Raw genomic sequence first — 14,009 nt, 5'->3', positions numbered from 1 at the left:
GGGTGAGGAGCCCGAGGGCTTCGGGGGCGCCCGCTTCGGAATGCCGCCGCTCCCCGGCGCGGACGGCCGGCGTCACGCTGTTGCCGCTCCCCGTGCGGGCGGCCGCCCGAGGTCAGACTGCCGCCGCTCCCCCGCGCGGGAGGCGCAGGCTCAGGAGGGCCGTCGCCGCGTAGGTCGCGACGACCCAAGGCATCGCCGCCCCCACCGACAGGTCCGCGAAGTACGCGGTACCGATGGCCGCCGCTCCCAGCGCCCCGCCGAACTGCTGCGCCGTCGAGAAGACGCCCGACGCCCCGCCCGCCGCCTCCCCCGGCACCGACGACAGGACGATGGTGACCAGCGGCACGACCAGGAAGCCGAGGCCCGCGCCGGCGACGACGAGGCCCGGGGCCAGCGGCCAGGCGCCGGTGTGGACGGGGGCCGCGGCGCTCATCGCGTACCAGACCCAGCCGTAGCCGACGGCCATCAGGACCGCGCCCGCCACCGGGACGAACCGGCCGAACCGGGCCGCCGACTGGTCCGCCACCGGGGCGGTGAGGAAGCCTCCGGCCGAGAAGGCGACCATCAACAGGCCGGCCTCCAGCGGCGCGTACCCCTGCTCGCCCTGCAGCCAGATCGCGAAGACCAGGAAGAAGCCCTGCATCCCGAGGGCGAAGAGCAGTTGCACCGCGAGCCCGTACGAGAACGCGGGCACCCGGAACGTCCGCCCCGGCAGCACCGACCCGCGCGCCGCGAGGCCCGTCACCGCGAGCACACCACCGCCGAGGAGCAGCCAGCCCCACAGCGGCCAGCCGTGATCACGGCCCTGGACCAGCGGCAGCACGATCGCGACGAGGCCGGCCGCGAGCACGAGACTGCCGACCACGGGAGGACGGGCGGCGGACCGCTCCCGGGTGGACGGTACGAGGGCGACGGCCGCGACCAGGGTCACCACGGCGACCGGCACGTTCACGAGGAAGACGGTCCGCCAGCCCAGCCCGAAGAGGTCGGCGTCCGTCAGCACCCCGCCCAGGAGCAGCCCGACGGCGGAGGCGAAGCCGGCCACCGCCCCGTACATCCCGAAGACCTTGCCGCGCTCCTTGCCCTGGAAGAGGGCGTGGAAGGAGCCGAGGACCTGCGGCATCAGGACGGCCGCCGTCACGCCCTGCACGGCCCGCGCGGCGATCAACTGGCCCGGCGTCTGGGCGATTCCGCACGCGAGGCTCGCGACCCCGAAGCCTGCCGTACCGGCGAGGAAGAGCGCCTTGCGTCCGTAGCGGTCGCCGAGCCGTCCGGCGACGATCAGGGTGGCGGCGAAACCGAGCAGATAGGCGGAGACGGTCCACTGCAGCGCGCTCTCGGACGCGCCGAGTCCGTGCCCGATGGAGGGCAGGGCGACATTGACGATGGTGACGTCGATCAGGTCCATCAGGGCGGCGACCATCATGACGACGGCCGCGGCCCAGCGGCGCGGGTGGACGGCGACGGAGTCACCGCTGGTCGTGGTGGAGACGGTGGTCGCGGACATCGCGCGCCCCTTCCCAGGATTTATTTCGTTCGACCTAACGAAATAAAATCTGGCACAGGCCCGCCCGTGATCGCAAGTCTTTCGTTCGGGCGAACGAAAGACTTGCTAGAGTGGATCCATGAGCGAGCAGAACCGGCGCGCCGAGGTCGTCGCCGCCCTCACCGTCGCCGGACGCGACTCCAGCGCCGCGTCCGTCGCCTTCCATACGGCGGTCGCGGCCAAGCAGGACCTCGGCCCCACGGAGACCAAGACCCTGGACCTCCTCCAGCGCCATGGCGCGCTCACCGCCAAGGAGCTGGCCGAGCACTCCGGCCTCGCGCCCGCCTCTGTGACGGGGCTCGTCGACCGCCTGGAGCGCAAGGGCTTCGTGCGCCGGGTGAAGCACCCGACGGACAGGCGCCGGGTGCTGATCGAGCCCCGGCCCGAGAAGCTGGCCGAGCTCGCCCCGCTCTTCGACGACTGGGCGCGCGAAGTGCACGAACTCTACGAGGAGTTCACCACCGAGGAGCTCCTCACCGTCACCCGCTTCCTGGCCGGCGCGACCGACCGCCAGCGCGCCGCGACGAAGCGCCTCACCGAGTAGAGCCGTACACCGGCCGCGGCACCTCCGCCTCCGCCAGGAGCTTCAGCGCCGCCTCCCCCGCCTCCGCCGGACTCCAGCGCGCCCCCTTGTCGGCCGTGGGACCGGGCCGCCACCCCTCCATGACGGTGATCCGGCCGCCCTCCGCCTCGAAGACGCGACCGGTCACACCGGCCGAGGCCGTCGAGCCCAGCCAGACCACCAGCGGCGACACGTCCTCGGGCACGCCCTCCAGGCCGGCGAAGGCCTGCTCCGTCATCCGGGTCCTGGCCGCCGGGGCGATCGCGTTGACCTGGACCCCGTACCGGCCCATCTCCTCCGCCGCGACCAGAGTGAGACCGACGATGCCGGCCTTGGCCGCCGCGTAGTTGCCCTGTCCGACGCTGCCCAACAGGCCCGCGCCCGAGGTGGTGTTGACGACCCGGGCCGCGGGCTCACGCCCGGCCTTCGCCTCCGCCCGCCAGTGCGCGGCCGCGTGCCGCAACGGCAGGAAGTGGCCCTTCACATGGACGCGCATCACCGCGTCCCAGTCGTCCTCGCCGAGGTTCACCAGCATCCGGTCCCGCAAGAATCCCGCGTTGTTGACCAGGGTGTCGAGCCGCCCGAAGGAGTCCAGGGCCGCCGCGACCAGCGAGGCCGCGCCCTCCTCCGTGGCGATGTCACCGCCGTGCGCGACGGCCTCGCCGCCCGCCGCGCGGATCTCCTCCACCACCTGCCCGGCGGGCGAGCCGGACCCGGCGGAGCCGTCGAGGCCCACCCCCAGGTCGTTGACGACGACCTTCGCCCCCTCGGCTGCGAAGGCGCGCGCGTGCGCCCGCCCGAGCCCCCGCCCCGCGCCCGTCACGATCACGACCCGACCCTCGCACAGACCCATCTCAGCTCTCCTTGTTGACAGTCGCGGCATCCAGAAACGCGGGGCGCTCGCCGCCCCCGTGCACCAGCAGCGAGGCCCCCGAGACGTACGCGGCCCGGTCGGAGGCGAGGAACACCGCCGCCTCCCCCACGTCCGCGGGCTCGGCGAGCCGGCCGAGCGGCACCGTCGCCCCGACGGCGGCGATGCCGTCCTCGTCGCCGTAGTGGAGGTGGGACAGCTCGGTGCGGACCATGCCGAGGACGAGGGAGTTCACCCGTACATCGGGCGCCCATTCCACCGCCATCGAGCGGGCCAGGTTCTCCAGGCCCGCCTTCGCGGCGCCGTACGCGGCCGTTCCGGGCGAGGGCCGGGTTCCGCTGACACTGCCGACCATGACGATCGCGCCGCGGGAGGCCCGCAGCAGTTCGTACGCGGCGAGGGAGACGGTCAGCGGGGCGATGAGGTTCAACTCCACGACCCGCGCGTGCCGTTCGGCGTCCCCCTCGCCGAGGAGCCGGTACGGCGTTCCGCCGGCGTTGTTGACCAGGGCGTCCAGCCGTCCGTACCGCTCGCCGACGCCCGCGAAGAAGGCGACGACCTCCGCGGGTTTCCGCAGGTCGAGGGGGGCGAAGACGGCCTCGCGGCCCCCGTCCTCCACGGGCTCGTCCGGTGGTCTGCGCGCACAGACGACCACCCGGGCGCCCGCCCTGAGGAACGCCCGGGCGATGCCCGCGCCGACCCCGCGCGTGCCGCCGGTGACGACGGCAACCCTCCCGTCCAGCTCCATCGGCTGCTACCTTTCCTCACCAAGCAGTCACCTAACAAATGTTTGGTGGAAAGGTAGCTGATCCGCTCATGGGTGTCTCCACCTCAAGCCCGGGCAAGGGCATCGCACTTGTCACCGTCGACTTCCCACCCGTCAACGCCCTTCCCGTACAGGGCTGGTACGACCTCGCCGACGCCGTCCGCGCGGCGGGCCGGGACCCCGAGGTCCGCTGTGTGGTGCTGGCCGCCGCAGGCCGGGGCTTCAACGCGGGCGTCGACATCAAGGAGATGCAGCGCGAGCACGGGACCGGGCGCCACACGGCGCTGATCGGCGCCAACCACGGCTGCGCGGAGGCCTTCTCGGCGGTCTACGAGTGCGAGGTGCCGGTCGTCGCGGCCGTCGGCGGCTTCTGTCTGGGCGGCGGGATCGGGCTCGTCGGCAACGCGGACGCGATCGTCGCCTCCGAGGACGCCACCTTCGGGCTGCCCGAGCTGGACCGGGGTGCGCTCGGCGCCGCCACGCATCTCGCCCGGCTCGTGCCGCAGCATCTGATGCGCGCGCTGTACTACACCTCCCGCACCGCCACCGCCGCCGAGCTGCATGCCCACGGCTCGGTCTGGAAGGTCGTGCCGCGCGCGGAACTTCTGGAAGCGGCGGTGGAGCTGGCGGCCGAGATCGCCCGCAAGGACGGGTATCTGATCCGCCTCGCCAAGGCCGCCATCAACGGGATCGACCCCGTGGACGTGCGCCGCAGCTACCGCTTCGAGCAGGGCTTCACCTTCGAGGCCAACCTCAGCGGGGTCGCCGACCGCGTCCGCGACACCTTCGGCACGGACCGGGCCAAGGAGGACTCGCGATGACCGACAAGACGATGACCGCCGACGAGGTGGTGGGCCGCCTGCGCAGCGGCATGACGCTCGGCATCGGCGGCTGGGGCTCGCGCCGCAAGCCGATGGCCCTGGTCAGAGCGCTGCTCCGGTCCGAGATCAGCGATCTCACCGTGGTCTCCTACGGCGGCCCCGACGTGGGCCTGCTCGCCGCCGCCGGCCGGATCCGCAAGCTCGTCGCCGCCTTCACCACCCTGGACTCCATCGCCCTCGAACCGAACTTCCGCGCCGCCCGAGAACGCGGCGACTTCGCCATGACCGAGCTCGACGAGGCCATGTTCATGTGGGGCCTGCACGCCGCCGCCAACCGTCTGCCGTTCCTGCCCGTGCGGGCCGGTCTCGGCTCGGACGTGATGAGGGTCAACCCCGAGCTGCGGACGGTCACCTCGCCGTACGAGGACGGGGAGACGTTCGTCGCCGTGCCCGCCCTGCGCATGGACGCCGCCTTCGTCCACCTCAACCGCGCCGACCGGCTCGGCAACGGCCGGTACCTGGGCCCCGACCCGTACTTCGACGATCTCTTCTGCGAGGCCGCCGACACCGCCTACATCTCCTGCGAGGAGATCGTCGACGGCTTCGGGAGCGACATCGCCCCGCAGTCCCTGCTCGTCGGCCGGCACAGCGTCACCGGCGTCGTCGAGGCACCGAACGGCGCGCACTTCACCTCCTGCGCCCCCGACTACACCCGCGACGAGCCCTTCCAGAAGCTGTACGCCACCACACCCTGGCCCGAGTTCGCCGAACGGTTCCTCTCCGGGAAGAGCGAGGACGACTACCAGCAGGCCGTACGCACCTGGCACGAGGAGCAGCAGTGACCGCGACCACGACCGTCACCCGCGCCGAGTACTGCGTCGTCGCCTGCGCCGAGGCCTGGCGCGACAACGGCGAGATCCTCGCCGCGGCCATGGCCCCGGTCTCCTCCTTCGGCGCCCGGCTCGCCAAACGCTCCTTCTCCCCCGATCTGCTGCTGACCGACGGCGAGGCGATGCTCGTCGGCCTCGACGGGCAGGTGGAGGGCTGGCTGCCGTACCGCCGCCATCTCACGATGGTCACCGGCGGGAAGCGGCACGTCATGATGGGCGCGAGCCAGATCGACCGGCACGGCAACCAGAACATCTCCTGCATCGGCGACTGGTCCCGGCCCGCCCGCCAGCTCCTCGGGGTCCGCGGGGCTCCGGTCAACACCCTGAACAATCCGGTCAGTTACTGGATCCCCAAGCACTCGCCCCGGGTCTTCGTCGAGCGCGTGGACATGGTCAGCGGCGTCGGCTACGACCGCGCGGCCGCGGCAGGGGCCGACCGTTTCCACCGGATCCCGCGGGTCGTCTCCGACCTCGGCGTCCTCGACTTCGAGACGCCCGACCGCTCGATGCGGCTCGCCTCGATCCACCCGGGCGTCACCGTGGACCAGGTCCGGCAGGCCACCGGCTTCGACCTGGTGATCGGGGACGACGTGCCGTACACGCGCGAGCCGACCGCCGAGGAGCTGCGGCTGATCCGTGAGGTGATCGACCCGAAGGGGCTGCGGGACCGGGAGGTCCGGGTCCGATGAGGACGGCGCTCACCGAGCTGACCGGCGTCCGGTACCCGATCGTCCAGACTGGCATGGGCTGGGTGGCCGGAGCGCGGCTGGTCTCGGCCTCCGCCGACGCCGGCGCCCTGGGCATCCTCGCCTCGGCGACGATGACCGTCGAGGAGCTGCGCGCCGCGGTCCGCGAGGTGAAGACGCGTACGGACCGGCCGTTCGGGGTCAATCTCCGCGCGGACGCGGGCGACGCCCGCGAGCGGGTGCGGATCATCGTCGACGAGGGCGTACGGGTCGCCTCCTTCGCCCTCGCCCCCTCCCGCGAGCTGATCGCCGAACTGAAGGACGCGGGCGTGGTCGTGGTCCCGTCCGTCGGGGCCCGGCGGCACGCCGAGAAGGTCGCGGCCTGGGGCGCGGACGCGGTGATCGTGCAGGGCGGCGAGGGCGGCGGGCACACCGGCGAGGTGGCCACGACGGTCCTGCTGCCGCAGGTCGTCGACGCGGTCGACATCCCGGTGATCGCGGCCGGTGGCTTCCACGACGGCCGCGGCCTGGTCGCGGCGCTCTCCTACGGCGCGGCGGGCGTCGCGATGGGCACCCGCTTCCTGCTCACCTCGGATTCGACCGTCCCGGACACCGTCAAGGCGCGGTACCTGGCCGCGACGGTCAAGGACGTGACGGTGACGACCGCCGTCGACGGACTCCCGCACCGGATGCTCCGTACGGAGATGGTCGCCGCACTCGAACGGGCGGGCCGGGTCAGGGCGTTGGCACAGGCCGTACGCCGCGCGGCCGGCTTCCGCCGGATCTCGGGACTGTCGTGGTCCCGGATGATCCGCGACGGTCTCGCGATGAAACACGGCAAGGACCTGTTGTGGAGCCAGGTCCTGCTCGCCGCGAACACCCCCATGCTCCTCAAAGCGTCCATGGTCGAGGGCCGCACCGACCTCGGTGTCATGGCGTCCGGACAGGTCGCAGGGCTGATCGAGGACCTCCCGAGCTGCGAGGAACTCGTCCTGCGGGTCATGTCCGAGGCCGAGCACGTGCTCCGCACCCTGCCAACACCAGGGTGAAACCCTCATCCCCTCACGGGAGTTCAGTCATGCCTCTGTCGAGACGCGCACTGCTGAGCACCGCCACCGCCGCAGCGTTCGCGGCGGCGACCGCCCCGGCCGTCGCGGCGACCCGAAGTCGCCCCCGCGCCACGGCCGTTCGCCACATCCCGCTCCAAGGTGCGGTCAACGTCCGCGATCTGGGTGGCTATCCCACCTACACCGGCGGCCGGGTGCGGCACGGCCTGGTGTACCGGGCCGATGCCCTGGGCAAGCTCACCGACTCCGATGTGACGGCCCTCGCCGGGCTGCGCCTGGGGCGGGCCGTCGACTTCCGGATCCCGCTGGAGGTCCAGTACGACGGCGCGGACCGGCTCCCGGCCGGGGTCGCCGCGGTGTCTCGGCCGGTCACCGACAACGGCCTGTTCGGGCAGCTGCTCGCGGCGATCGGCTCCCGCGATCCGGTGCGCCAGGAGCAGATGCTCGGCGGCGGGCGGGCGGCCGCGTTCATGACCGAGGTGTACCGCTCGTTCGTCACCAGTGCGGCGAACCGCGCCCAGCTCGGCCTCACGCTCCGCGAGCTGGCCGGTCTCGGCTCGACGCCCTCGCTGTACCACTGCACCTCGGGCAAGGACCGTACGGGCTGGACGAGCTATCTCCTGCTGACGGCCCTGGGCGTGCCGGAGGCGACGGCCGTCGGCGACTACATGGCCTCCAACACCTTCCGGGCCGCGTACGACGCGAAGGTGCGGGAGGGGCTGAAGCAGGGCGGGCTCATGCAGAACCCGGACCTGATCATCCCCCTCCAGGAGGTACGGACCGCGTATCTGAACACCGCGCTCGACGAGGTGAGGGCCGGTTACGGCAGTCTCTTCCGGTACCTCACCGACGGCCTTGGCCTGGAGCTGCGCACGCTGTCGCGGCTCCAGGACCGGCTCGTCGACTAGGCGGCGCCGCCGCCCCGGCGGCCCCTGCCGCCGGAACCGCCACCGCTGCGGGTACGGGTGGCCGAACCGCCCGTGCCCGTACGGGCGGCGGAACCGCCCGTACCCGTACGCGAGGTCGAGCCTCCGCCGGCGGTGCGTGCGGTCGAACCGCCCGTGCCCGTACGGCCGTTGGCCTGGGAGCGGGTACGGCCGCCACCGCCGCCGCCGCCGCGGCGCGAGCGCTGGCCGCCGTTGCGGGCGGCCGCGGGCTGGGTCGGCTGCGGGACCTCGATGACGATCGGTATGCCGGAGGGCTCCCGGGCGCCGGTGAGCCGCGTCAGCTCCTCGTCGCTGGACTTGATCTGTGCCGTACGGGGGCTGATGCCGGCGTTCGACATCAGCCGGCTCATGTCCCGCTTCTCCTCGGGCAGCACGAGGGTGACGACACTGCCGGACTCACCGGCGCGCGCCGTGCGGCCGCCGCGGTGCAGATAGTCCTTGTGGTCGATCGGCGGGTCGACGTTCACGACGAGGTCGAGGTCGTCGACGTGGATGCCGCGGGCCGCCACATTGGTCGCCACGAGCGCGGTGACCTGGCCGTTCTTGAACTGGTCCAGGGTGCGGTTGCGCTGCGGCTGCGAGCGGCCGCCGTGCAGTCCGGAGGCGCGTACGCCGTTGGCGAGGAGCCGCTTGACCAGCCGGTCCACGGACCGCTTGGTGTCCAGGAAGAGGATCGTGCGGCCGTCGCGGGCCGCGATCTTCATCGTGACGGCCTTCTTGTCGGTCTCGTCGGCGATGTAGAGCAGGTGGTGCTCCATCGTCGTGACCGCGCCGGCGGAGGGGTCGACGGAGTGCACGACCGGGTCGGTGAGGAACATCTTCACCAGCCGGTCGATGTTCTGGTCGAGCGTCGCCGAGAAAAGCATCCGCTGACCGTCCGGCTCGACCTGCTTGAGCAGCGCCGTGACCTGGGGCATGAAGCCCATGTCGGCCATCTGGTCGGCCTCGTCCAGGACCGTGATCGCGACCTGGTCGAGCCGGCAGTCGCCACGCTCGATGAGGTCCTTGAGGCGCCCGGGCGTGGCCACGAGCACCTCGGCGCCGCGGCGCAGCGAGTTCGCCTGCTTGGTGATCGACAGGCCGCCGACGACGGTGGCGAGCCGCAGCTGCACCGAGGTGGCGTACGGCGCGAGGGCGTCGGTCACCTGCTGGGCGAGCTCACGGGTGGGCACGAGGACCAGGGCGAGCGGGGCCTTGGGCTCGGCGCGGCGGCCCGCGGTGCGGGCGAGCAGGGCGAGGCCGAAAGCGAGGGTCTTGCCCGAGCCGGTGCGGCCGCGACCGAGGATGTCCCGGCCGGCGAGCGAGTTCGGCAGGGTGGCGCCCTGGATCGGGAAGGGCTCGGTCACGCCCTGGGCGTTCAGCGTCTTGACGAGCGCCGCGGGCATGTCGAGGGCGTCGAAGGACTCGACGGAAGGGAGCGCGGGCGTCAGCGTCTCGGGCAGGGTGAACTCACGCGGCGGCGGAGGTGTGGCCGGTCCGCGGCGGCCGGCTCCCTTGGCCTTGCCCCTGGGGGCGGCGGAGCCGCGGCGGGTGTTTCCGGACGGGGTTCCGGAACTGGATTCCGCGGCCCGACGGGGCCGCCTTTCGGAGCGGGTCATGGGAAAAGCCTTCCTGGCCTGAGCACAGCACGAGCCGGGACCCGCACCTGCGCGGTGCGGGCCCCGGCTGCGAGAAACGCGTCCGGCAATTAGGCCGGGAGGATGTTCTCCGCCTGCGGGCCCTTCTGGCCCTGCGTGACGTCGAAGGTGACCTTCTGGCCTTCCTGCAGCTCACGGAAGCCAGAGGTCGCGATGTTGGAGTAGTGGGCGAAGACGTCGGCGCCGCCGCCGTCCTGCTCGATGAAGCCGAAGCCCTTTTCCGAGTTGAACCACTTCACGGTTCCGGTGGCCATAATTTTCTCCTGAATAGGTAAGGGTCCCATCCCGGAGAGTCCGGAAAACAAAATCGCGCCTGAAGGAACATTCCCGTCAGGCGCACATAAAGTTCATGGGTACCAAAACTAGCAACTCCGGAACCTTAGCACGCCGCCCCACCCGAAGGGGCGGGGCGGCGACGAGCGTCACATCCGGGGCGGCGAGGAGGTCAGAGCCGTTCGATGATCGTCACGTTCGCCTGACCACCGCCCTCACACATCGTCTGGAGGCCGAACCGGCCGCCCGTGCGCTCCAGTTCGTGGAGGAGGGTGGTCATCAGCTTCACGCCGGTCGCGCCCAGCGGGTGGCCGAGGGCGATCGCGCCGCCGTTGACGTTCACCCGGGCGGGGTCCGCACCGGTCTCCTTCAGCCAGGCCAGGACGACGGGCGCGAAGGCCTCGTTGATCTCGACGAGGTCCATGTCGTCGATGGTCATGCCGGTCTTCTTCAGGGCGTACGCGGTCGCGGGTATGGGGGCGGAGAGCATCCGGATCGGGTCCTCGCCGCGGACGGAGAGGTGGTGGATGCGGGCGCGCGGGGTGAGGCCGTGCTCCCGTACGGCCCGCTCGCTCGCGAGGAGCATCGCCGCGGCGCCGTCGGAGACCTGGGAGGAGCAGGCCGCGGTGATGGTGCCGCCCTCGACGACCGGCTTGAGGCCGGCCATCTTCTCCAGGGTGGTGTCCCGTCGCGGGCCCTCGTCGACGGTCACGTCCCCGTAGGCCACGGTCTCCCGCTCGAAGCGGCCCTCGTCGATCGCGCACAGGGCCCGCTCGTGGGAGCGGAGGGCGAATTCCTCCTGGTCACGGCGGGTGATGCCCCACTTCTTGGCGATCAGCTCGGCGCCGTGGAACTGGTTCACGGGCGCGTCGCCGTACCGGGCGCGCCAGCCCTCGGAGCCGGCGTAGGGGCCCTCGGTCAGCCCGAGCGGTTCGGCGGCCTGCCGGGAGGCGAAGGCGATGGGGATCATGGACATGTTCTGGGTGCCGCCCGCGACGACGAGGTCCTGGGTGCCGGAGAGGACGCCCTGCGCGGCGAAGTGCACGGCCTGCTGGGAGGAGCCGCACTGGCGGTCGATCGTGACGCCGGGGACCTCCTCGGGGAGGCCGGCCGCCAGCCAGGCCGTACGGGCGATGTCGCCGGCCTGCGGGCCGACCGTGTCGAGGCAGCCGAAGACCACGTCCTCGACGGCGGCCGGGTCGACGCCCGATCGCGAGACGAGGGCCTTGAGGACATGGGCGCCGAGGTCCGCCGGGTGGACGGAGGCCAGGCCTCCCTTGCGGCGGCCCACCGGGGTGCGGACCGCTTCGACGATGTAGGCCTCGGCCATGACGACTCCTCCAGATGTCTATGTACGTACGGCGATACCGTCCAGGACCATCGACAGGTACTGGCGGGCGATCTCGTCCGGGCTGTGCTGGCCGCCCGGGCGGTACCAGGACGCGGCGACCCAGACGGTGTCGCGCACGAAGCGGTAGGTGAGCCGGATGTCGAGGTCGGCGCGGAAGACCCGGGCCTCGACCCCGCGCTCCAGCGTGCCGAGCCACGCCTTCTCGAATTTCACCTGCGAGTCCGAGAGGTAGTGGAAGCGCGGCTGGGAGCTGAGGTGCCGGGACTCCTTCTGGTAGATCGCGACGGCGGCGCGGTGCCGGTCGATCTCCCGGAACGACTCGGTGACGAGGGCCTCGATGGTCTCCCTGGGCCCGAGGTCGGCTGCGAGGACGGCGTCGTACCCCTCCCACAGCTCGGTCAGGAAGGTGGAGAGGATCTCGTCGAGCATCGATTCCTTGGAATCGAAGTGGTAGTAGAGGCTGCCGGCGAGCATTCCGGCGGCGTCGGCGATCTTGCGTACGGTCGTGGCGTTGTACCCCTGGGCGGCGAACACCTCGGCGGCGGTGTCCAGGAGTTCTCGGCGCCGCTCGGGCGAGGCGGTCACCGGGGTCTTCTTCTTGCTGGCAGTGTTCGACACACGTCCATTCTGGTCCTACGCGTGCTGGCTGCTGACCGAGACGGTCTCGCCGGTCATGTAGGAGGAGTAGCCGCTGGCGAGGAAGACGATGACGTTGGCGATCTCCCAGGGTTCGGCGTACCGCCCGAAGGCCTCGCGTTCGGTGAGTTCGGCGAGCAGCTCGGCCGAGGTGACCTTGACCAGGTGCGGGTGCATGGCCAGCGAAGGGGAGACGGCGTTGACGCGGACCCCGTACGTGGCCGCCTCGACGGCGGCGCAGCGGGTGAGCGCCATGACGCCGGCCTTGGCCGCGGCGTAGTGGGCCTGGCCCGCCTGGGCGCGCCAGCCGACGACGGAGGCGTTGTTGACGATCACCCCGCCGGCGTCGGCGTCCTTGTAGTGGCGCAGGGCGGCGCGGGTGCAGCGGAAGGTGCCGTTCAGGGTGACGTCGAGGACCCGGGTCCACTGCTCGTCGGTCATGTCGACGAGCTGGGCGGTGCCGCCGAGGCCGGCGTTGTTGACGACGACGTCCAGGGCGCCGTGGAGGCGTACGGCGGTGTCGAAGAGCTGCTGGACCTGGGTCTCGTCGGTGACGTCGCAGGGCAGGGAGTCGATCCGGTCCGCGCCGAACTCGGCGGCGAGGGCGGCCTCGGTCTCCTTGAGCCGGCGGGCGTGGGCGTCGCTGATCAGGATCCTGGCGCCCTCCTCCAGGAAGCGGCGGGCGGTGGCGCCGCCGATGCCGGCTCCGGCGGCGGCGGTGACGACCGCGGTACGGCCGGCGAGCAGGCCGTGGCCGGGGACGTACGCGGGCGGGGCGGCGGGCGGGGTCATGGGCGCGGCTCCTTCGGGAGGCCGAGCACCCGCTCGGCGATGATGTTGCGCTGGATCTCGCTGGATCCGGCGTAGATGGTGTCGGCGCGGGAGAAGAGGAACAGCCGCTGCCACTCGTCGAGTTCGTACGGCTCGGCGGCGACGACCGTGGAAGGGGCGCCGCAGATGTCCATGGCGAGTTCGCCGAGACCGCGGTGCCAGTGGGACCAGTACAGCTTGGCCATGGAGGGTTCCGTGCCGCGCAGGGCGTTCGCCCGCATGGCCTGGAGCCCGGTCCAGGCCCGGACGAGCCGGTCACGGACGAGGGGGTCGGCGAGGGCCCCGTTGCGCCGGGCCAGGTCGATGAGGCCCTCCAGCTCACGCCGGAAGCCGACCTGTTGGCCGAGGGTGGAGACGCCGCGTTCGTAGCCGAGGGTGGCCATCGCGATCCGCCAGCCGTCGCCGGGCTCGCCGACGACGTTCGCGGCGTCGGTGCGCGCGCCGTCGAAGAAGACCTCGTTGAACTCGCTGGTGCCGGTGAGCTGGACGATCGGCCGGACCTCGACGCCGGGCTGGTCCATGGGGACGAGGAGGTACGAGAGTCCGGCATGGCGCTTCGACCCTCCCCCTCGCTCCGCTGGGGGGACCCCCAGCTCGGTCCGCGCGACGACGAAGCACCACTGGGACTCGTGGGCGAGCGAGGTCCAGATCTTCTGGCCGTCGACGACCCAGGCGGCCCCGTCGCGGGTGGCGCGGGTGCGGACCGCGGCGAGGTCGGAGCCGGCGCCGGGCTCGCTGTACCCCTGGCACCAGAGCTCCTCGACGGCGCGGATCGGGGGCAGGAAGCGGGCCTTCTGCTCCTCGGTGCCGTAGGCGATGAGGGTGGGGCCGAGGAGCTGTTCGCCGATGTGGTTGACGCGGGCGGGGGCGTCGGCGAGGGCGTACTCCTCGTGGAAGGCGATCTGCTCCTCGATGCTCGCGCCGCGGCCGCCGTACTCCTTCGGCCAGCCGACGCAGGTCCAGCCGTGGGCCGCCAACTGCCGCTCCCAGGCGAGGCGTTCGGCGAACGCCTCGTGCTCCCGGCCCGGTCCGCCGCGGCCCTTCAGGGGGGCGAACTCGCCACTGAGGTGGGCCTGTAGCCAGTCCCGTATCTCCGCGCGGAACTCCTCGACGCTGCTCATGGCC

Annotated in this window: 15 protein-coding genes; 6 read left to right on the top strand and 9 right to left on the bottom strand. The window is 72.2% G+C overall.

Annotation, left to right across the window (positions count from 1 at the left end):
* Positions 1–112: 112 nt before the first annotated feature.
* Positions 113–1,507 (bottom strand): MFS transporter, encoded by a 1,395-nt coding sequence (locus ACFC0D_RS28770; protein ID WP_376441911.1) that lies wholly within the window; start codon positions 1,505–1,507, stop codon positions 113–115.
* 118 nt (positions 1,508–1,625) lie between these two features.
* Between ACFC0D_RS28770 and ACFC0D_RS28765 the strand changes: the two genes are divergently transcribed.
* Positions 1,626–2,090 (top strand): MarR family winged helix-turn-helix transcriptional regulator, encoded by a 465-nt coding sequence (locus ACFC0D_RS28765; protein ID WP_376441907.1) that lies wholly within the window; start codon positions 1,626–1,628, stop codon positions 2,088–2,090.
* Here the strand turns inward: ACFC0D_RS28765 and ACFC0D_RS28760 are convergent.
* Positions 2,080–2,961: an SDR family oxidoreductase gene (locus ACFC0D_RS28760; RefSeq protein ID WP_376441904.1), complete on the bottom strand. Its 882-nt coding sequence runs from the start codon at positions 2,959–2,961 to the stop codon at positions 2,080–2,082. The two genes, ACFC0D_RS28765 and ACFC0D_RS28760, sit on opposite strands and share 11 nt — an antisense overlap.
* A 1-nt stretch (position 2,962) precedes the next feature.
* Positions 2,963–3,727, bottom strand: coding sequence for an SDR family oxidoreductase (locus ACFC0D_RS28755; protein WP_376441901.1), 765 nt, complete (start codon positions 3,725–3,727; stop codon positions 2,963–2,965).
* A 68-nt stretch (positions 3,728–3,795) separates the two neighbouring features.
* On the opposite strand from ACFC0D_RS28755, the gene ACFC0D_RS28750 reads away from it, so the two are divergent.
* The 5 genes from ACFC0D_RS28750 to ACFC0D_RS28730 are packed head-to-tail and all read left to right on the top strand — an operon-like array spanning position 3,796 to position 8,117.
* On the top strand, positions 3,796–4,566 hold the full coding sequence (locus ACFC0D_RS28750; RefSeq protein WP_376441899.1) for an enoyl-CoA hydratase family protein: 771 nt from the start codon (positions 3,796–3,798) through the stop codon (positions 4,564–4,566).
* The gene (locus ACFC0D_RS28745) at positions 4,563–5,408 is read left to right on the top strand and encodes a CoA transferase subunit A (RefSeq protein ID WP_376441896.1); all 846 of its coding nucleotides are present in this window, start codon (positions 4,563–4,565) and stop codon (positions 5,406–5,408) included. Before ACFC0D_RS28750 ends, ACFC0D_RS28745 begins: the two co-directional genes overlap by 4 nt.
* Positions 5,405–6,145: a CoA-transferase subunit beta gene (locus ACFC0D_RS28740; RefSeq protein ID WP_376441893.1), complete on the top strand. Its 741-nt coding sequence runs from the start codon at positions 5,405–5,407 to the stop codon at positions 6,143–6,145. Before ACFC0D_RS28745 ends, ACFC0D_RS28740 begins: the two co-directional genes overlap by 4 nt.
* Positions 6,142–7,191: an NAD(P)H-dependent flavin oxidoreductase gene (locus ACFC0D_RS28735; protein WP_376441890.1), complete on the top strand. Its 1,050-nt coding sequence runs from the start codon at positions 6,142–6,144 to the stop codon at positions 7,189–7,191. The genes ACFC0D_RS28740 and ACFC0D_RS28735 overlap by 4 nt, the downstream gene beginning before the upstream one ends.
* A 29-nt stretch (positions 7,192–7,220) precedes the next feature.
* Positions 7,221–8,117: a tyrosine-protein phosphatase gene (locus ACFC0D_RS28730; protein ID WP_376441888.1), complete on the top strand. Its 897-nt coding sequence runs from the start codon at positions 7,221–7,223 to the stop codon at positions 8,115–8,117.
* On the opposite strand, the gene ACFC0D_RS28725 is transcribed toward ACFC0D_RS28730, so the two are convergent.
* The 6 genes from ACFC0D_RS28725 to ACFC0D_RS28700 form a co-directional block, all read right to left on the bottom strand.
* On the bottom strand, positions 8,114–9,754 hold the full coding sequence (locus ACFC0D_RS28725) for a DEAD/DEAH box helicase (RefSeq protein WP_376441885.1): 1,641 nt from the start codon (positions 9,752–9,754) through the stop codon (positions 8,114–8,116). The two genes, ACFC0D_RS28730 and ACFC0D_RS28725, sit on opposite strands and share 4 nt — an antisense overlap.
* An 89-nt stretch (positions 9,755–9,843) precedes the next feature.
* On the bottom strand, positions 9,844–10,047 hold the full coding sequence (locus ACFC0D_RS28720; protein WP_005318814.1) for a cold-shock protein: 204 nt from the start codon (positions 10,045–10,047) through the stop codon (positions 9,844–9,846).
* A gap of 191 nt (positions 10,048–10,238) precedes the next feature.
* Positions 10,239–11,396 (bottom strand): acetyl-CoA C-acetyltransferase, encoded by a 1,158-nt coding sequence (locus ACFC0D_RS28715; RefSeq protein WP_376441882.1) that lies wholly within the window; start codon positions 11,394–11,396, stop codon positions 10,239–10,241.
* Between the two features lie 18 nt (positions 11,397–11,414).
* Complete coding sequence (locus ACFC0D_RS28710; RefSeq protein ID WP_376441879.1) at positions 11,415–12,035, bottom strand: TetR/AcrR family transcriptional regulator; 621 nt, start codon at positions 12,033–12,035, stop codon at positions 11,415–11,417.
* A gap of 15 nt (positions 12,036–12,050) precedes the next feature.
* Entirely contained in the window at positions 12,051–12,845 is a 795-nt protein-coding gene (locus ACFC0D_RS28705) for an SDR family oxidoreductase (RefSeq protein WP_376441876.1), read from the bottom strand.
* On the bottom strand, positions 12,842–14,005 hold the full coding sequence (locus tag ACFC0D_RS28700) for an acyl-CoA dehydrogenase family protein (RefSeq protein WP_376441874.1): 1,164 nt from the start codon (positions 14,003–14,005) through the stop codon (positions 12,842–12,844). The genes ACFC0D_RS28705 and ACFC0D_RS28700 overlap by 4 nt, the downstream gene beginning before the upstream one ends.
* Positions 14,006–14,009 lie beyond the last annotated feature (4 nt).

Source organism: Streptomyces sp. NPDC056222 (assembly GCF_042264065.1).
Classification (GTDB): domain Bacteria; phylum Actinomycetota; class Actinomycetes; order Streptomycetales; family Streptomycetaceae; genus Streptomyces.
The sequence above is the reverse complement of the archived record's forward strand: the minus strand, read 5'-3'. Positions and strand labels throughout refer to the sequence as shown.